This window comes from Paenibacillus sp. BK033, from assembly GCF_004345425.1.
In the GTDB taxonomy this organism is placed as follows: domain Bacteria; phylum Bacillota; class Bacilli; order Paenibacillales; family Paenibacillaceae; genus Pristimantibacillus.
Genome location: NZ_SLVP01000002.1, coordinates 1,067,571 through 1,085,786, shown reverse-complemented (window position 1 = coordinate 1,085,786; position 18,216 = coordinate 1,067,571). Strand labels below are relative to the sequence as shown.

14 protein-coding genes are annotated in these 18,216 nt (G+C 51.5%); 6 read left to right on the top strand and 8 right to left on the bottom strand.

The window, feature by feature from the left end; translation table 11 throughout:
• Positions 1-8: 8 nt before the first annotated feature.
• Together EV294_RS11700 and EV294_RS11695 are read left to right on the top strand one after the other, a co-directional pair.
• A complete protein-coding gene (locus tag EV294_RS11700) occupies positions 9-2,012 on the top strand; it encodes a discoidin domain-containing protein (RefSeq protein ID WP_132306920.1) in 2,004 nt (667 codons plus the stop codon).
• 151 nt (positions 2,013-2,163) lie between these two features.
• Positions 2,164-3,045: a nicotianamine synthase family protein gene (locus EV294_RS11695; RefSeq protein WP_132306918.1), complete on the top strand. Its 882-nt coding sequence runs from the start codon at positions 2,164-2,166 to the stop codon at positions 3,043-3,045.
• An 84-nt stretch (positions 3,046-3,129) separates the two neighbouring features.
• Here the strand turns inward: EV294_RS11695 and EV294_RS11690 are convergent, their stop codons facing one another.
• On the bottom strand, positions 3,130-4,005 hold the full coding sequence (locus EV294_RS11690; protein ID WP_132306916.1) for an AraC family transcriptional regulator: 876 nt from the start codon (positions 4,003-4,005) through the stop codon (positions 3,130-3,132).
• A gap of 152 nt (positions 4,006-4,157) precedes the next feature.
• Here EV294_RS11690 and EV294_RS11685 point away from each other — a divergent pair, with 152 nt between their 5' ends.
• The gene (locus tag EV294_RS11685; RefSeq protein ID WP_132306914.1) at positions 4,158-5,195 is read left to right on the top strand and encodes a glycoside hydrolase family 88/105 protein; all 1,038 of its coding nucleotides are present in this window, start codon (positions 4,158-4,160) and stop codon (positions 5,193-5,195) included.
• A 48-nt stretch (positions 5,196-5,243) separates the two neighbouring features.
• On the opposite strand, the gene EV294_RS11680 is transcribed toward EV294_RS11685, so the two are convergent.
• The 4 genes from EV294_RS11680 to EV294_RS11665 all read right to left on the bottom strand — a co-directional run bounded on the left by EV294_RS11680 (position 5,244) and on the right by EV294_RS11665 (position 9,944).
• On the bottom strand, positions 5,244-6,347 hold the full coding sequence (locus EV294_RS11680; protein WP_132306912.1) for a Ger(x)C family spore germination protein: 1,104 nt from the start codon (positions 6,345-6,347) through the stop codon (positions 5,244-5,246).
• Positions 6,344-7,429: a GerAB/ArcD/ProY family transporter gene (locus EV294_RS11675; RefSeq protein WP_132306910.1), complete on the bottom strand. Its 1,086-nt coding sequence runs from the start codon at positions 7,427-7,429 to the stop codon at positions 6,344-6,346. The genes EV294_RS11680 and EV294_RS11675 overlap by 4 nt, the downstream gene beginning before the upstream one ends.
• Entirely contained in the window at positions 7,426-8,841 is a 1,416-nt protein-coding gene (locus tag EV294_RS11670) for a spore germination protein (protein ID WP_132306908.1), read from the bottom strand. The genes EV294_RS11675 and EV294_RS11670 overlap by 4 nt, the downstream gene beginning before the upstream one ends.
• Before the next feature lie 233 nt (positions 8,842-9,074).
• Positions 9,075-9,944, bottom strand: a complete 870-nt coding sequence (locus EV294_RS11665) for a helix-turn-helix transcriptional regulator (protein WP_132306906.1) — start codon at positions 9,942-9,944, stop codon at positions 9,075-9,077.
• Positions 9,945-10,104: 160 nt separating this feature from the next.
• Between EV294_RS11665 and EV294_RS11660 the strand changes: the two genes are divergently transcribed.
• The 3 genes from EV294_RS11660 to EV294_RS11650 all read left to right on the top strand — a co-directional run bounded on the left by EV294_RS11660 (position 10,105) and on the right by EV294_RS11650 (position 14,659).
• The gene (locus EV294_RS11660; protein WP_132306904.1) at positions 10,105-12,078 is read left to right on the top strand and encodes an alpha-amylase family protein; all 1,974 of its coding nucleotides are present in this window, start codon (positions 10,105-10,107) and stop codon (positions 12,076-12,078) included.
• Between the two features lie 33 nt (positions 12,079-12,111).
• A complete protein-coding gene (locus tag EV294_RS11655; protein ID WP_132306902.1) occupies positions 12,112-13,242 on the top strand; it encodes a serine hydrolase domain-containing protein in 1,131 nt (376 codons plus the stop codon).
• Positions 13,243-13,375: 133 nt separating this feature from the next.
• Complete coding sequence (locus tag EV294_RS11650; protein ID WP_132306900.1) at positions 13,376-14,659, top strand: ABC transporter substrate-binding protein; 1,284 nt, start codon at positions 13,376-13,378, stop codon at positions 14,657-14,659.
• 43 nt (positions 14,660-14,702) lie between these two features.
• On the opposite strand, the gene EV294_RS11645 is transcribed toward EV294_RS11650, so the two are convergent.
• Genes EV294_RS11645 through EV294_RS11635 form a run of 3 tightly spaced genes read right to left on the bottom strand, consistent with a single transcriptional unit; the run spans position 14,703 to position 18,078 of the window.
• Positions 14,703-15,881 carry a glycoside hydrolase family 130 protein gene (locus tag EV294_RS11645; protein ID WP_132306898.1) on the bottom strand — a complete coding sequence of 393 codons (1,179 nt, stop codon included), beginning with the start codon at positions 15,879-15,881 and terminating at the stop codon, positions 14,703-14,705.
• A 32-nt stretch (positions 15,882-15,913) separates the two neighbouring features.
• Complete coding sequence (locus EV294_RS11640; protein ID WP_132306896.1) at positions 15,914-17,119, bottom strand: AGE family epimerase/isomerase; 1,206 nt, start codon at positions 17,117-17,119, stop codon at positions 15,914-15,916.
• The gene (locus EV294_RS11635) at positions 17,116-18,078 is read right to left on the bottom strand and encodes a glycoside hydrolase family 113 (protein ID WP_132306894.1); all 963 of its coding nucleotides are present in this window, start codon (positions 18,076-18,078) and stop codon (positions 17,116-17,118) included. The genes EV294_RS11640 and EV294_RS11635 overlap by 4 nt, the downstream gene beginning before the upstream one ends.
• Positions 18,079-18,216 lie beyond the last annotated feature (138 nt).

Below are 18,216 nucleotides of genomic sequence, written 5' to 3'. Positions count from 1 at the left end.
GATTATACATGGGAATGAGATTACGCATCCGGATCATGGCCGGCGTTCTGCTGGCTGGGGCTCTGCTCCCCGGAACTTTAGCAACGGCTGGTGCAGCCGGGGCAAGCGTTGCCGATAAGCCGGCGCAAAGCCAGGTTTATAATCAGGAATTGTTCAAAATTCACGTCGTGGACGCGGAGACCGGAAGAGGGATTCCGGCCGTGGAGCTGAAGACGACGAACAACATTCGTTACTATACGGACAGCGCCGGCAACGTTGCTTTCGACGAGCCGGGACTTATGAATGAAACGGTCTTTTTTCATATAGCCAGTCATGGCTACGAGGTTCCGACGGATATGTTCGGTTACCGCGGTCAGGCGGTGGACGTAACGCCGGGCGGAAACGTGACCATTCAGATGAACCGGATTAATCTCGCGGAACGACTGTACCGGGTCACCGGACAAGGCATTTACAGGGACACCGTTATGCTTGGGGAGACGCCGCCGATTGAAGAACCGCTCCTAAACGGGAAAGTGATGGGCCAGGATTCCGTGCAGACCATTAAATACAAAAATAAGCTGTACTGGTTCTGGGGCGATACGGACCGGCCCTCTTATCCGCTTGGGAACTTCCGCGTGACGGGAGCCACGTCGAAGCTGCCTGAGCAAGGGCTGGATCTCGACGTTGGCGTCGATCTCGACTATATAACGCGCGAGGACGGGTTTGCAAAAAGCCTTGTACCGCCGCTTCCGGACGGTGCGAATATCGCCTGGATTTTTGGCCTGATGACCGTCAAGGACGTTAACGGCGAGGAACGCCTGCTTGCTGCTTACAGCACGCATGATCCCAACCCTCGTTCTTTCGGCATTCTGATCTTTAATGATGAGAAGCAAGAATTCGAGCAGCTGGTCCAATTTCCGGGTACCAGCGACTGGCGTTACGCGGGAATGGGCGGTCAAGGTACGTACTACGAGGATGGCGGCAAAGGCTATTATATTTTCACGCAATACGAGTATCCGAATATTCGGGTAGAGGCGAAGATGGATGCCATTGCGGATTACACCCAATACGAGTATTTTACGCCGCTTGCGCCAGGGACGACTTATGCCGGGGCGAACACGCAGCTTGAACGCGACGCTGAAGGCAAGCTGGTATGGGGCTGGAAGAAAAACACGCAAATGCTGACTCAGGAAAAGGAGAAAGAGCTGATTGGATTAGGCTTAATCAAGGCGGATGATGAACGTTATTTCCAATTGAAGGACGCCGATTCGGGCGATGAGGTTCAAATTGCCCAAAGCTCCGTCGAATGGAATGATTACCGCCATAGCTATGTCATGATTGGTCAGGAGAAATTCGGCAAGACGTCGCTGCTGGGCGAAATCTGGTTCGCGGAAGCGCCCGCGCCCAACGGACCATGGAAATTGGCCAAGAAAATTATTACCCATAACGAGTACTCTTTCTATAACCCTTCCCAGCATGAGTATTTCATTAAGGACGGCGGACGTTATCTTTATTTCGAGGCGACCTTCACCAATACGTTTACGAATGCGCCTGCCATGCCGCGTTACAACTATAATCAGATGATGTATAAGCTGGATCTTGCCAATCCGGAGCTGAACCTAACGCCGCCGGACGGACCGGAGCTGACGGAACTGGCGCAAGGCAAAGCGATAACCGCCTCCTCTTCGGAGAGTTCGCACCCGGCCGCGGATGCCAATGACGGAAACGGCCAGACCCGCTGGGCCTCCGACTCCTCGGATCCGCAGTGGATTCAGGTCGATCTTGGTGCTTCAAGCCCGATCAGCCGCGTCAAGCTGGATTGGGAGGTTGCATACGGTAAAGCCTACAAGATCCAGGTGTCGGATGACGGCTTGAACTGGACCGATGTATACAGCACAACTTCCGGTGACGGAGGCACCGACATCGTTAACTTTGATGAGACGCCAGCCCGTTATGTACGGATGTACGGCACGCAAAGAGGTACGATGTACGGCTATTCGTTATGGGAGTTCAAGGTGTTCGGTCGTAACTAAAGGCTAGCAATGAGGCATCCGGTTCCTGTTCATCGGGAAGATGGATGCCTCTTTCTTTTGCCGGAATGAGCCGGCTTGTCCCGATTCCCTTCTACATCCCGGGCGAAATGAATATATTTCGAATATATGTGGAAGAAGGAGAGTTGCGTAAATGGAGGTTTATTCTACGGGTACGGCCGCATCCGCAAGCAGCCTGCCGAGATGGCAGGTTGTTGACGACTTTATCGCTTTTATCCGCGAAGCCAACGAGCTTCTTCAGAAGGAAATAGATTTGTCTCCGGCCAATCAATTGGTTACGGGCGTTATTGGCCGTATTTTCACCCAGCTGCGTTCCCGTTATTTGCCGGAGGAGGTACAAGCCGTGCTGAGCAACGAGTATATTCGAAAGCATCAGCGTCAGCTGCAGGATAAGCTCTCGGAAGCCGAGTTTCTGACAGAGCTCAGCGACTCCAGGCAAGCCTGCAAAGCCCTGGCTTTCGGACTGGATAACCTAAAAAATCTCCCGAATTGGCCGGTTTACATAGCGCTGGTAAAGCAGGAACTGGATACTCTTCGCCGCTTTACCATGCCGGATAGCCGCCTGGAGCAATCTCCCGTTGTGTTTGTAGGCAGCGGGCCGATGCCGTTAAGCCCGATTATTTTCTATCTGCTTGGCGATGTGGAGGTTGTCTGCCTGGAGAAGGACGCGGTGGCTTACGAGGCGTCTTGCTCGTTGCTCGAGCATATCGGTCTCGGATCGAAGATTAAGGTCGTATTGGAGAATGGCGCCCATTACGATTACGGTTCGTACAAGCGGATCTTTGTCGCTAGTCTTGTGAGAAACAAGCAGGCAGTGCTGGAACAAATATGCCGCACCGCTTCGGATCCCCTCGTCGCTATGCGTACGGCGGAGGGAATGAAGCAGATTATGTATGAGGCGATTGACGAGGAGGTTCTCGCAAGCGAAGGATGGCATATCCTTGGACGGACAGAACCTGATGAAGGTTTGGTCATTAATTCCACTTTGTTTTTGAAGCACAGAGGCTTAGAATAAGCTGCAATAAAAGACTATAGGATATTTTCGCCGACGAAACGGCGTTTGATTATCCCGCATTTCCAATAACGGTTAAGCAGCTGCTTAACCGTTATTTTGTTGCTGCGCCAGCTTTCGGTAATCGCGGGGGGATAGACCGGACAGCTCCTTGAACACCTTGCCGAAATGGGAAAAGTTCTCGAAACCGCAATGCTCGGATATTTGGGTAATGCTCCAATCGGTTTCCTTCAATAGCTGCTCCGCTTCCTTGATCCGGGTAACGTTGATGTATTGGCTGTAGCCAAAGCCGGTAACCTCCTTAAAGACGCGGCTAAGATGTCCCTTGCTAATGAAGAAACGCTTGGCCAGCTCGTCAAGAGGCAAAGGCTCTCTGAAATGCTGATTGATATGGCGGACGACATCCGTTATTTTCTGCTGAACCGGAGTAAGCTCGATGGATGGCTGCACCTTGCGTCTCTGAACGTGACGGGCCGTAAACAGCAGCAATTCAAGGGCCATGTTCCGGATATGCAGCCGATAGCCGGGCGGACATTCGTGCAGCTCGCGCAGCAGGGATTCGAACAAAGCCTCCAGCTGCATGCGTTCCTGCAGATTAAGCTTGATGATCGGATGCACCGAAGCGAAAGGGGACAGGAGCAGCTCCGTCTCCTCCCGCAACAATCCGTCAAAGAAGGGCAGGTCGTAATGAAGCACTACCCGTTCATGATTAGGCTGGCTAAGCTCGGAGGTCCGGTGAACCTCGTTAGAGTTTACGAGGATAAGATCGCCCGACTGAATCTGATAGACGGAATCGCGTATAAAAAACTTTCTCTCGCCGCTGTACAAGTAAAAGAATTCGTACGAACGGTGATAATGGGTATTGTCCATGGAATGATAGCCGATTCTCCGGTCGAATTCGATCCACAAGGGTTCGCTGATCGAACCGAACCGAAGCCTATTGGGAAGCGATGCAATCGTCATAATGGGAGGAGCTCCTTTCAAGGACCTTCGCATGATCATTATATCAATAATTGCGGGGTTTAAGCAGTAATTGTCCATATATGCGGAGAAATCCTTGTAAAATTCATGCTACTCTTGGGGTATGATAGCGATTTCAGACGGAGGTTTGGATAATGAAAAAATTTGAAGCGAACCAAAAGGACGTATTAGAGCTGATTGATCTTGTCGTGCGCAGAACGATGAATATGGATTTTACCTGGAACTGGTCTTGCGGAGTTGCCTTTTACGGCATCAGCAAAGCTTGGGAAGTAACGAAAAATCAGGAGTATATCGATTTTCTGGTGAAATGGGTGGACGAATATTTGGAGCTGGGGCTGCCGGCCTTAATGGTTAATTCTTGTGCCATGGGGCATACGATGCTGACGCTGCATGAAGCGACGGGCGACCAGAAATACCTGGATCTCGCTCTAATGAAAGCCGAATATTTGCGCAAGGACGCCATCCGGTTTGGAGAAGGGGTATTTCAGCATACCGTATCGTCCAAAAACGATTTTCCGGAACAGGCGTGGGCGGATACGTTGTTTATGGCGGCGTATTTCCTGCTGAGACTTGGCTTCAAGCTGGACAAGAAGGAGTATATCGACGACGCGCTTAACCAATTCTACTGGCATGAAGAATATTTGCAGGATACAAAGACGAATCTGTTCTACCACGCATGGGATAATGTAAGGGGAGATCATCTGTCCGGCATCTATTGGGGCAGAGCGAATGCATGGGCGGCCTACACCATGGCGCAGGCTCATAAAATGCTTAATCCGTTTATGCCGATGTGGATGCAGCTTGGCGGAGCGCTTGGCGATCAGTTAAGCTCTCTGGTCAGACTGCAGTCTCCGGACGGATTATGGCGTACGGTCTTGAATGACGAGACTTCGTACGAGGAAACCTCGGCTTCCGCCGGCATTGCCGCTGCCTTGACGATTTACGCGCATCCGCTGCATCAGAATTACATGGCCAAAGCTTACGATGGCATCCGCGCCAATATCGATGATGACGGTTCGGTCCGGAATGTATCCGCCGGCACGGCGGTTATGTATTCGGCGGACGACTACAAGGTAATTTCCAAAAAGCGGGTGCAAGGCTGGGGTCAAGGCTTAACGCTTGCTTACCTGGTCGCATTGATTCAGAATACGGAAGTGGTGAGCGCCATTTAATTAATAGCCCCCATGATTCCCGCAATCATGGGGGCTTTCAATCCTCTGTCACTTAAGCACCCCGGTGCTTGTAATATGGATATGAATCTCCGGTGTTATTTTGGTTTGAGGATATGCGTTCTTCCAGTCCATGCCTTTCCAAAGCTTCGAATGGCTGACTTTCAATTTGCGGCCAATCCCGAAAGCATCGCAATTCGCCTGCAGCAGCGTCTCCGCGATTTTGGCCGCTTGTTTGTTAAGGGAGCTTTCCAGTTCCTTGCTTAATGGCTTCGAATCGACCGTCCAGTCGGGATTTCCGGTATAGCTGTCGATATTCCCGTATAGATCAATCCGGATTTTTGCTTCAATCGCGTTGGTCCGGTCATTAACTTTAACCCGGAAATTCCGTTTCATCTTGCGTACTTCGAAGGAAACCACGTTTCTCCCCAACGGGACATCCAGCCATGCTACCTTGCTGAGCTTGTCCTGCAGCAGCAGCAACAGGATACTGTCGTTACGACCTAAGGTAACCCCGGTGAAAACATCCCCGCTGAACAGGCCCGTACGGTCGATGACCAACGTGTTCTTGCGTATCTTGTGAATGATCGGCAATGCGGAATCTTCCGACGGATCCGAGATTTGATTCCATAGGGAATATAAGGTTTGATTGGGAACAAGAGTAGTTCTTTCCGAACCCAGCACGATTTGTTTAATGTCAAAGGCTATCGGATTATTCTCTACCTCCGGAACCGTTAAGATCTCGTAAGCCCGGCCTTTTGCGACTAATACTTTTGTATTCAGGTATGCTTTGGGTAAACGGTAAAAAAACTCAAGAATCGGCATAATCCCTTTTTTCGCCAGTTCATCGCCGATAATAATGACGAATGCCTTATTAGCTTCAATGGTCCCGGGAAGCATGCTGTCAATTTTATGGCCGATCTCGGTTATACTGCCTCCCGTCGCTCGCTCTAATTTATCTTTAACGTAAAACTGACCGCCGCCCTTGCTTTCCAGAATAATCGCTTTTACCGTCCCGAGAATTCGACCGTCGTCTTCAGTATCTATGGCAATCCCGTTTACTAAATTTTTGTTGGTTAAATAATGGGCATCCCAGCATCCGGGCGCAAGCAGCAAGATGACCATGCAGAAAATAGGCATGAGCTTTCGTTTCATGTCAATCTCCTCTTATAAAAGCTTCGGAACATGATGGACAGTATCCACATCAGAAGGGGAACGGCCGCAATCATCGCCAGATAGCTGTATTCCATGTATTTACTGAAGGTCTCGAGGCTCTCACTCGCGGACATGTAGCTGCCCAGCAGTAATATAAGCGCACCGCTGAACCAGACCATTCTTTGATAAACGTTTCTCTTTCTAGCCAGGCTTTTGCCTGCCAGGCTTAAATAAGAAACGATCGTTGCTGACATGGGAATGATCCATATCGTCAGGAAGATTAAATCCAGACGGTCAAAGAGCTGAAAGGATAATCCTTTGAGCAGGAATAGGACGGGTTCCTTAATTTTGGACAAGGCCTCCTGACTAAAGCCGATCAAGCATATAAAAACAAAATAGGCGTAGAACAAGGTAACAAACCAGTTGGCAAGCGATATGGTTCTCAAGGTGCCCCGAGGCGTATCCTTAACCTGGGCGCTAAAGAAGAGAATAACCTCAAAGCCAAGCATGGCGAAAAAGGTTTTCTCGCTCCCTTTAGCCATTTGGGCTATACCCGTTTGTCCCACTGGCAATACATTCGAGAAATGCGCATTATTAAAGAAAGTGGCCAGGCTCATGGCAAACAAGACGATGAACAGAACAGAGGCTACTTCATAAAATCTGGCTATAACCCGCAAATCTTCGACGGCGAGGTATATTCCGACTCCGAGAATAAGCAGCAGCAGCACCCAGTCGGGGGTCAAGGGGAGCAGCCAGACTTTAATGAGCTTGACATATAGGGTGCATGCATATCCCGCAATAACGACAAAAAAGCAGTAGTAAATAACATTGACCACTCTGCCGGCATATTTACCGAAAAATAGCACGGTCATTTCGCTTAAGATTATTCCGGGATATGTGCGTATTAAATGCCAATACACCAGAATTATCAGCTGGATGATAACCCCTGAACAAAGCACGGATATCCATGCGTCCGCTCCGGCTGTATTCTGAATGACGGAAGGCAGAGATAACAAGCCAATGCCGATTTGGGTTTTGATGATCAAGAAAAACAATTGTCTGTTCGTAATGGAGATATTCATTGGCGTTTCCACCTTAGAGTAAAGGACTGTTTGCGGGAGCCGTTCTTTTGAGCATTTTGTTCGGTTTTCCAGACCGGCAGTCTAAGAAATATATCCTTCATGCTGTCTTTGCCATGGAAAGGACCAAAAGGAGCGAAATAAGGGACGCCCAAGGTCTCGATTTTGCATAAATGGATAAAGATGACCATCATCATGACGGAAATGCCGAAGAATCCGAACAGAGAGGCGGCAAGCATCGTCGGAAAGCCTAATATGCGAAGACTCGTTCCGAATTCGTTTAAGGGAGCGGCGAAGGACGCTATAGCCGTCAAACCAATGACGACTATCATCGTATGGGAGACGAGATGGGCCTCAACGACGGCGGTTCCGATAACCAGACCTCCAACTATCCCGATTGTCTGGGCAATGGGAGACGGGAGCCGGATCGACGCTTCTTTCAATAACTCGAGAATAATTTGCATGGCCAGCGCTTCTACAATAGGGGGAAACGGAACATAGGTCAGGGAGACCTTAACGGAATATAGAATCCCTGGAGGAAGCACTTCCGAATGATAGGACACGATTGCGATATAGATGGCGGGCAGACTGATCGCCAGAATAAAGCTGATCATCCGGATAAACCGGAAAAAGGAGCCCGTAATCCACCTGCTGTTATAATCATCCGGCGATTGATAGAAGGAGAAGAATGTGATGGGAAGAATCAATACCGTTGGATTTCCGTCGACGAGTATATTGATCTTTCCTTCCAATAAATAAGACACGGCCCGGTCGGTACGCTCCGTGTGCAGCGATTGGGGAAAGGGAGACATGGGATGTTCCTCAATCATTTCATCCACTTCGCCCGTTGAATAGAGATGGGTAAGATTAATGGATTTCAGCCGTCTCTCGCATTCTTCCACGATGTTGGAATCGGCCAGCTTTTCCATATAGACCATGGCAACCTTGGTATTGGTGAGAGTGCCAATGGAAAAATATTTCACCTTGAATTGAGGGCTTTTGACCCGGTAACGCAGCAAATAAATATTCGTGTTCAGATTCTCGACAAAGCCTTCATGCGAGCCTTTAATGATCTGTTCGGCAGAAGGCTCGTCGATCGAGCGGCCATGAGATTGGGGAACGGCGATCATATAGGCTTCCGGATGGTTTTCCAACAAGACCGCGCAATAACCGTCCAACAAAGACTGGCCGATAAGAGAAAGATCCGAGGATTTGAGAATGCCTGACACAGCTTCAAGAGAAGCGATGCCATCCTCAAGCAAAGGCAATACAATGAGGGATTGAATAAGCTCTATTTTCGCAAAGGATTCCAAATAAAGAATGGAGCAGGCTTGGTTATGAAAGGCAAAGCGTTCGGTTTTCAAATCCTCGGTACCGGACAAATATAAATTAATTTCCTCGCCGGATAACGTCATGACATCACCATCTTCATTTCCTAGTTTGTTCTCTATTATGAGCTTTCAACAGGAAAATTATGAAAAATGGTTGAGCAGCTTCTCCGCTGCCTGCTGCTGCCGGTATTGTCCCGGGGGTAAGCGCAGCAGATCGCTCATGAGGTTGGCCGGCTCCGCTGTTCAAAAAGCAAAAAGGAATGACGCCGCTCGATTATCGCTCCGCGCTGCATTATTCCGCCAAGTAGCCGGCCGGGTTATACCCGGCCGATTCGGAAAGAACGGTACTGCCCGGGGGTAAAGCCCGATTGCTTGCGGAACAGCCTAATGAAGTAATTCGTATTTTCAATCCCGACCTGATGGCCGATTTCGGATACGGAAAGCCCGGTGCTCTCGAGCAGCGCCTTGGCCTTTTTCATCTGCAGGTTATGCAAATATTGAAGCGGGCTCATCCCCGTGTATTTTTTCAGGCAGCGGGCGAGATAGTCGAAATGGAAATGCAGGGTCTGCTCCATATGCTTCGCGTCAAACGGGCGGGTCACATGCTGCTGCAAATAAGCGATCGTTTGGTCGCAGAGCAGCCTGGACCGGGGAGCCAATTGACTGCTTACGGCCGTCTGCAGTTCAACAAACAGCCCGGCTAACCGCGTTTGGAGCGTTAATGAGCTTGCGGGCGACAAGGTATGATGGAGCTCCAGCATCTGCTGCAGGAACGGCAGAACGTCGGTGGCGCGTATATTCGTAAATTTCGGTAAGTACATCACCTGCCGGTGGGGAGTAAGGTCGTCGACCGTCCCTTTGGCAAAAGGAATCGACCATGAGATCTGTCCGCTGTCAATCGTGCGGACCGGGGCGGAATGGGCGAAATGGATCCAGTAAATTTCGGTCGCTTCCTCGCAGGGGCGATGCCCGATATGCATCCGGTTTGGCTCCAGCACAAGCATGCTGCCTTCCTTGATCTCGTAGGGCACACCGTCTTCGGTCATATATAAAGTCCCTTTCAGAACAAACAGCATGTCGTACACGTTGAAGGATCTTGCCACATGCTGTTGTCCCGGTGCCCAGCAGGAATGGCCGATGGTCAACAACTGCGGAAGCGGAGGGATGATCAGCTCCAGGCAATGCATCGTGAAGCCAGCTCCTTTGTCTTGTAATCGCTTACCCGATTGTAACACGGTCATTGCCCGTTAGGTAGAAAATGTGCTATAAAAAGTCGTTAATGAACCTGTCCGGTCAAACGCGGAACTTATATAGTTAAGTTAAACGAACCGGAAAGGATGACAACTTATGCGTTTTCGCCAGGTCCATCTTGATTTTCATACCTCCGAAGCCATTACCCCCATTGGTCATCGGTTTGACAAAAAACAGTTTCAGGAGATGCTGCGGCTAGGCCATGTCGACTCGATCACCGTTTTCTCCAAATGCCATCACGGCTGGGCTTATCATCCATCGGAAGCCAACGAGATCCATCCGGGCCTAAGCTTTGATTTGCTTGCCGCGCAGATTGAGGCCGCGCATGAAATTGGCGTGAAGACTCCCGTCTACCTGTCCGCGGGTCTTGACGAGAAGCTCGCCAGGCGGCATCCGGAATGGCTGATCCGCGACGAGAACGATACGACCGGTTGGGTAAAAGGCTTTATGGAGCCGGGTTATCACCAGTTTTGCATGAATTCGCCGTATCTCGGTATTCTTCTCGCGCAGATTCGCGAAGTGGTGTCCCGATACGATGCGGATGGCGTGTTCCTCGATATTGTTGGCGTGCGCAAATGCTATTGCCATAACTGTATCGAAAGCGCAAGGCGGGAAGGCATGGATCCAAGGGATGAGCAAGCCATGCGCCGTTTATGGGAAAGAACGTATGCCAACTATACGGCTAGGGTGAAGGAAACGGTGGATTCCGTTAAGCCGGGACTGCCGATCTTCCATAACGGCGGGCATATCAGGCGGGGCCGCAGGGATTTGGCCATGATGAATACGCATCTGGAGCTGGAGTCGCTTCCAACGGGCGGCTGGGGTTATGATCATTTTCCGTTGTCGGCCAGATACGCTCAAACCCTTGGCGTTGATTTCCTGGGCATGACGGGGAAGTTCCATACGTCCTGGGGAGAATTCGGCGGCTATAAGCATCCGAACGCCCTGCGTTACGAAGCGGCGCTCAGCATAGCCAACGGGGCGAAATGCTCGATTGGAGATCAGCTGCATCCGGACGGCTATATGGACAAAGCGACGTATGCGCTGATCGGCGCCGCGTATAGCGAGGTCGAGAGCAAGGAAGCCTGGTGCGCAAACGCGGCAAATGTGGCCGATGTGGCTCTACTGTCGCTTGAAGCCGTTGGCGTCCATGAGAAAGCGCGGGCTGGGCAGTCCACAGGCGCCTCCGATGCCGGGGCCGTCCGTATGCTGCTTGAAGGAAAAATCCTGTTTGACGTGATCGACAAGGAGCATGATTTTAACGCCTACAAGGTGTTGATTATGCCGGATTATGCGGCTGTTGACGCTCATCTGCAGGGCAAGCTGGAGCAGTACCTGCAGCAAGGCGGCAAACTCCTCGCAACGGGCTGGTCCGGACTTGATCCGGCGGGAGAGAAGTTTGCGGTTGACCTCGGAGTACGGTACTTGGGAGTGAACCCTTACAAGCCGGATTATTTCCGTCCGGGTTTTGCGTTAAAGAGCCTAAGAGAGGCTTCGTTTATCTTTTATGCCCAGGGGCAAAAGGTTGAGCTGGCCGGGGGGACGGAGCTAGGCAGGCGTGAAGATCCGTACTTTAACCGGGATGCGTTTGCCTTCTGCTCCCATCAGCATACGCCAAGCAGCCGGAACGATGGCGGTCCGGGCATGGTGGAGAGCGGCAGCGGAATTTATATCGCCTGGAACGTATTTGAGGATTACGCGAAGAAAGGCAGCCTGATTTTGAAGGAAACCGTTCTATACGCGCTGGATCGCCTGCTTCCGGGCAAGACGCTTCAAACCGGTCTGCCGGCGCAGGGCGTTGTTACCCTTCAGGAACAGAAGGGGCTCAATCGCCTCGTGAATCATCTCCTTTATGCTTCGCCGGTGCGAAGAGGCGATGGAGTGGAAGTGATCGAGGATATAATTCCGCTATACAATGTTCAGGTTTCGATCCGGACGGACCGTCCCGTCAAACAGGTCTATCTGGCGCCGCAAATGACTCCGCTGTTATTCAGCAACAATGATGGCGTGGTTGCTTATACCGTGCCCGAGCTGGAATTGCATCAGATGGTCGTTATGGATTACGAATAAACAATCTTATCTCATGCGAATGGAAGTGCATTCATGAAAGCCTTAACCGATTTTATTAACCGCGTAACCTCCTGGCGAATTCCTTGGGCAGAGGTCATGGTCGTTCACCGCAATGAAACGGTATTCCGTTACCGAAGCGGTCTCTCGAGCCTGGAAGAAGAGACTCCCATTGAAGAGGGACGGATCTTCAACCTCTATTCCATGACGAAGATTATGACCTGCGTGGCAGCCCTTCGGCTTGTAGAGCAGGGGAAAATGCTGCTGAACGATCCGCTGTCCGCTTACCTTCCCGAATATGCGGAGATGAACGTCCGCAAGCGGCTTCAAGGCGGCAAGCTCGAGATCGAGCGAGCTAAAAATCCCATCCTTGTTCGCGATCTGTTTACGATGACGGCCGGTTTTTCTTATGATATCGGTTCTCCATCCCTTAAGGAGGTTGCGGAACATACGCAGGGAAAGGTGCCGACGCGCGCGTTTGCGGAGGCGTTAGCCAAGGAACCGCTTCTCTTCGAGCCGGGCACCCGCTGGAATTACAGCTTGTGCCATGACGTGCTTGCGGCACTGGTTGAGGCGGTGGACGGCCGGCGTTTCGGCGCTTATATCCGGGAGGAGATTACGGGACCGCTGGGAATGAGGGATACGGCGTTTGATTTAACCGAGGAGCAAAGGAGCCGACTCCTTCCCCAATACGAATACAAAGACGAGCTGGGCAGACCGGTCCGCAAAGACGGTAACGGCTACCGGTTAGGAACGGAACACGAAAGCGGCGGTGCAGGGCTATTGTCTACCGTAAGCGACTATGCGATTTTCCTCAACGCCCTTACCAATAAAGGAAAAAGCCCGGAAGGGGTTCGTATTTTGTCGCCGGCAATGATCAGTCTGATGCGGACGGACCATTTGACCGACCGTATGCGCGGGGATTATAACTGGGAGCAGCTGAAAGGCTACGGCTACGGCTTAGGCGTCAGAACGCATGTGTCCAATGCCCGAAGCGGGTCGCTTAGTCCGCTGGGGGAATTCGGCTGGAGCGGCGCCGCGGGCTGCATGGCGATTATCGATCCGGATTCCGAGCTGACGGTTATGTACGCGCAGCATTTGCTGAACAATCAGGAGCCTTATATCCATCCTCGGTTGAGAAATATCATCTATTCGAGTTTAAAATAAGAAGGCACAAGGAAAGTTTATTGCTTGTGTCCGTACAGCCCGCCTATGGCGGGCTGTTGCGGTTTTGTCGTATAATGGGAGAAAGCGCTTCCTGACGGGGTTAGTCCGGAATAAACGCAAGGAGGGACGGGATATGAGGGGAATTGTTCGGATGACGTTGATTGTACTCGCCGTTTCTTCCGGGCTTGCGGGCTGCTCGATCGGGGAAGGCAAGACGGACGCCGGCATGGGCAATGAATCCGGCGCAGGCACGGCGAAGAGCATAACGTTAAACGTGCTGACTAACCGGGTGGATTTAATCGAGAATGGCACGATGAACCGTTATGCCGCGTTGTTTGAACGGGAGCATCCGGGGACTTCGGTGGAATTTCAAGGATTCAGCAATTATACGGCTGATATTATGACTCGTTTGTCCACCCTGAATATGGGAGATGTCCTGCTGCTGCCGGCTAATATGCTGGCGGAGGACCTGCCGCAATATTTCGAGCCTCTTTCGGACGATTTATTCGCTTCGGTCCGCTTCGCGGATTATAAATCGGTTAACGGAGCCCGGTATGGCATTGCGTCCGGAACCTCAACGATTGGGATTGTATATAACAAGAAAGCGATGGAAAAAGCAGGCGTAACCGAGCTTCCGACAACGCTCACTTCCTTCTATGAAGCATGCAAGAAGCTGAAGGCTGCTGGCATTACTCCCGTTTTTCTGAATTACGGCGCGCAGTGGCCGATGAAAACCTGGGGGGAAGAGCTGGTCAGTTTTATGTCGGGGGATCCCGACTACCTGAGCGAGATGGCGGACACGGACAAGCCCTGGGATATAGGCAATGAATGGGGACAATCCATGAAGATCGTGCAAACGTTGATTCATGACGGCTACACGGAACAGGGCTTGATGAACAATCAGTGGGAACTGTCCAAGAAAAAAATAGCGGATGGCGAAGCGGCCATGCTGCTTAACGGCAATTGGGTTATTAATCAGATTATTGAAGCGGGGGCTAAGCCCGAAGATATCGGATTTTTCCCTTTTCCTTATGATGATGAGGACAAGCGTTACGCTCCGCTTCTACCGGATTGGTTCATTGGCGTGAGCAAATTCAGCGGCAATAAGGAGCTCGCTAAAGCGTGGGTGAAATTTTTTGTGGAACAGTCCGGTTATGTGGAGGAGCAGGGGTATCTTCCCGTGAAACTGGATTCGGACACGGATATATCGCCCCAATTGAAGCAGTTCCTGTCGTTCAAGCCGTCGTTTGTTGAAAACGTGCCGCCCAGCGACAAATTTCTTCGGATAGCGGAAAAGGCGAATCTGTCTTTATGGTCGGGAGAGTACATTCAGGATTGGATCGCTTCCCCTGACCTTCAGAAAACGTTCGAGCAATACAACGCCATGTGGCAAGAAGCGCGTCACTTAGAGCAATAACCCAAAGGAGCTGTTCCAAATGGAACAGCTCCTTTATATGTCATTAGCTATTCAGCTGAAGGTTGCGATCGATCAATTGTATCCGCTGCTCGACGCACGCGTACGAACGAAGAGGGTCCTCCGGCGTATTCGTGACATAGTCGAGCAATTGGTCAACCGTTGTCGTTGCCACGTGGCAGCGCGTGTCCGAGGAAGCGTAGTAAACGAACACGTCGCCGTTATCGCGAGCGATAACCCCATTGCAGAATACGACGTTCGAGACGTCGCCGACGCGCTCGATTCCTTCCGGCGCGATAAAGTGGCCGCCGGGACGGTGCGTGACGACATTGGGGCGATCCAGCTCCGAGAGAAACGCGTACAGCACGTAACGCAGGCCGGCCGCGGTGTTACGGACGCCGTGGGCAATATGAAGCCAGCCTTTGCTTGTCTTGATTGGAGCAGGCCCTTGCCCGTTCTTCACTTCTTTGATCGTATGATAATGGCGATGGTCTACAATCGTTTCGTTCTCGATTACCGCGTTCTCCATCGAATGCGATAATCCCCAGCCGATGCCGCCGCCGGAGCCCGCATCGATGAATCCGTCCTGAGGCCTGGTGTAAAAAGCGTATTGTCCGTCAACAAACTCGGGGTGAAGAACGACGTTCCGCTGCTGATTGGATCCGGTTTTCAAATCCGCGAGACGTTCCCAGGATCTAAGGTCTTTGGTGCGAACGATGCCGCATTGGGCGACGGCGCTCGATAGATCGCCCGGAGGGGCTGCGGGATCCTTGCGCTCGGTACAGAACAGACCGTAAATCCAGCCATCCTCGTGCTTGACAAGACGCATGTCGTAGACGTTCGTATCCGGAATTTCGGTTTCCGGCAGCACGACGGGATGATCCCAGAAACGGAAGCCGTCCACGCCGGTAGAGCTTTCGGCGATTGCGAAAAACGATTTGCGGTCATGGCCTTCCACGCGGGCTACCAGATAAAACTTGCCGTTCAACTCGATAGCGCCGGGATTAAATACGCAGTTTACGCCAAGCCGCTCCATGAAATACGGATTGGTCTCGGGATTAAAATCATACAACCAGATCAGTGGCGCATGAGCCGCGGTCAATACGGGATTCTCATAGCGGTCGTAGATGCCGTTTCCAAACGGCACCTTATGATTGGGTTTCGCAATTAAAGTTTCGTAACGTTCAGTAAGGGCTTCTTTGCGGCTTGAAAAAACAGTATTCATCGATTATTCCTCCAAATCTTGTATTCGTTCGGTTAACGGGACAAGCGCTCCAGCATTTCAAAGCAGGCTCTACCGTTATGGTAAGGGCATTTCCAGGCGCCAACCTTCGGATGTCCGGCCACGGGCTCGCCGTCCTTCGTAACGCTCCAGTACCATTCTCCATGCTCCCGGTCGACGAGGAAGTCTTGGATAAACTTCCAGGAAGCTTTGGCCGACTCGGCATACCGCTTGTCTCCGGTCAGCTCGTAAGCGTTATAAAAGCCGACAACCGCCTCCGCCTGCGGCCACCAGTCCCGGTTCGCGTCGATCAGACCGGAGCTGTCCGCTTCATTGGGAATGCCGCCGTCCGCGCCGATTCCTTCGCGAAGCGTGGCTTCGGCCATGTGGACGGCAACGGCTTTCGCCTTTTGAAGCAGCGCTTCATCGCCAAGCACTTCCGCCGCTTCGTGCAGCAGCCAGCTGCCTTCGATATCGTGGCCGTAAGAAATATGGCCGGATTTGCTGTTCCAAGCTTCGTCGAAGAAGAGTTTGAAATGGCCTGTTTTCGGATCCACGATATAGTCCATCGTAATCTGAATAAGCTCGCCAAGGGACTTCCGAAGCGATTCGTCGGGCCATATCCGGTACAGGTTGGTATAACCCTCAAGCACGTGGAGATGGGTATTCATGGATTTCTTCTCGTTCAAATCCTTGTCGCTGAGACTAAGCTCGTCGGTGGTGCTCCAATCTTCGGCAAGAGCTTCGATATAGCCGAGATGCAAGGGGTCCCGTCCGTATTTTTCGATGAGCCGGTACAAGCCCGCTGCCTCCTCGAGCGCTTCCGGATTGCCTGTTGCCCGGTAATACTCGGACCAGGCATAGATCGCGAAGGCTTGGCCGTAGATTTGTTTTTTGGCTGAGACCGGTCTGCCCTCCGCGTCCAGCATCCAATAGAGACCGCCATGCAGCTTATCGATGAAACAGCTATGGATGTAGCGGTAAGCCCGATTAGCCGCCTCCAGATATTCCTCTTTTCGGAATAAACGGTAAGCGGTGGAAAAGGTCCACAGGATGCGGGTGTTTAACACAAGACTTTTCTCGGCATGATCCATCCGCGTCATGTCTTGCCTAATCTCGCCGACAAAGCCTCCGAATCTTTCGTCCGGCGCATGCTTCAGCCAGAAGGAAAGAATATTCCCGTCAAGCTCACGCTCGATCTCAAGCCTCCATTGCCGTGTCTCTTCCGTTAACGAAGTCATCCGTTTGCCTCCTCGTGTTCCCGCGTTTTTTGAGTGTAGTACCGTTTGACGACATGTTCTCCCGATTTGCCGAACATGCAATAATCGTCGTTGCTCGAAGCCTGATTCTCCGGATAAAGCTGCGCCGGCCAGTCCCAGAGCATGAAACCTCCAACCCATTCCCTGGAATCGCAGGCGCCGAACATCGTCTCCAAATATGTTTGCTGCACTTGTTCGTCCGGATCGCCGGCTAGTCCCCAGTCATTGGGAAGCGCATCCGAGCCCTGGCGGCTCGGACAGCCTGCTTCCATGAAGAAGAAAGGCTTCCGGTGGCGTCGAACGACGGCTTCGATCCGGTCCAGCTGCCGTTCCCAATCGTTAACCGGGTAATAGCCGCTGGAGGAAATGACGTCAACCGCATCCCACCAATTCACGTGATCCTCCTGATATTTGTCGCAATTATAAGTAATAAGTCCGGAGTAGACCGCTCTTACTTTCCGGATAAGGGCTCGCCATTCGGATTCCCTGCGGTCCGTTTGAACCATTTCGCAGCCGATGCACAGCATCTCGCAGCCGGTTTCTTCGGCAATAGCCGCATAATGCAGCATGAAGTCGGTATACGAAGCGAACCAATCCGACCATTTAGGCTCGCAGGGGACATCGTGATCAAAGAAATTGATATGAGCCCTCCATATGCCGTCGGCGCAATTAACGACCGGCTTCAGAACAACCTTCAAGCCAAGCCGTTTCGCCTCGCCGATTGCATGACGGACCTCCTGATCCGTTACGGTGGGAGCTTCCTTGTAAGCTATCTTTGTTGCCTGCGGATGCTCCTGCATCGCGGCAAAGGTGACGGCGGTCCAGTTAACGTTGAGCCTCTGCGCCATCAGCTGCATGGAACGAATCGTTTCCTCATTCCCCCAGGTTCCTCTTATCCCGGTCCATCCCCAAGTCATTCCGCCAATAAATGGTTTGATCATATACACCTCTCCGAATAAATGTTGTTAGCATAACAAAAATAATAATTTGTTATCATAAGTTAACAACATCAATTGCTGTTTGGCAATAGCTAGCGGAAAAAAATACTTAGGATCCCGATACCAGGCTGAGAGCGCCTG

Excerpts from the sequence above, each read along its gene's own strand:
- EV294_RS11675 (WP_132306910.1), bottom strand. The coding sequence starts at position 7,429 with ATGAATATCTCCATTACGAACAGACAATTGTTTTTCTTGATCATCAAA.
- EV294_RS11700 (WP_132306920.1), top strand. The coding sequence starts at position 9 with ATGGGAATGAGATTACGCATCCGGATCATGGCCGGCGTTCTGCTGGCT.
- EV294_RS11635 (WP_132306894.1), bottom strand. The coding sequence starts at position 18,078 with ATGATCAAACCATTTATTGGCGGAATGACTTGGGGATGGACCGGGATA.
- EV294_RS11695 (WP_132306918.1), top strand. The coding sequence starts at position 2,164 with ATGGAGGTTTATTCTACGGGTACGGCCGCATCCGCAAGCAGCCTGCCG.
- EV294_RS11670 (WP_132306908.1), bottom strand. The coding sequence starts at position 8,841 with ATGACGTTATCCGGCGAGGAAATTAATTTATATTTGTCCGGTACCGAG.
- EV294_RS11655 (WP_132306902.1), top strand. The coding sequence starts at position 12,112 with ATGAAAGCCTTAACCGATTTTATTAACCGCGTAACCTCCTGGCGAATT.
- EV294_RS11685 (WP_132306914.1), top strand. The coding sequence starts at position 4,158 with ATGAAAAAATTTGAAGCGAACCAAAAGGACGTATTAGAGCTGATTGAT.
- EV294_RS11690 (WP_132306916.1), bottom strand. The coding sequence starts at position 4,005 with ATGACGATTGCATCGCTTCCCAATAGGCTTCGGTTCGGTTCGATCAGC.
- EV294_RS11660 (WP_132306904.1), top strand. The coding sequence starts at position 10,105 with ATGCGTTTTCGCCAGGTCCATCTTGATTTTCATACCTCCGAAGCCATT.
- EV294_RS11680 (WP_132306912.1), bottom strand. The coding sequence starts at position 6,347 with ATGAAACGAAAGCTCATGCCTATTTTCTGCATGGTCATCTTGCTGCTT.
- EV294_RS11645 (WP_132306898.1), bottom strand. The coding sequence starts at position 15,881 with ATGAATACTGTTTTTTCAAGCCGCAAAGAAGCCCTTACTGAACGTTAC.
- EV294_RS11640 (WP_132306896.1), bottom strand. The coding sequence starts at position 17,119 with ATGACTTCGTTAACGGAAGAGACACGGCAATGGAGGCTTGAGATCGAG.
- EV294_RS11665 (WP_132306906.1), bottom strand. The coding sequence starts at position 9,944 with ATGCATTGCCTGGAGCTGATCATCCCTCCGCTTCCGCAGTTGTTGACC.
- EV294_RS11650 (WP_132306900.1), top strand. The coding sequence starts at position 13,376 with ATGAGGGGAATTGTTCGGATGACGTTGATTGTACTCGCCGTTTCTTCC.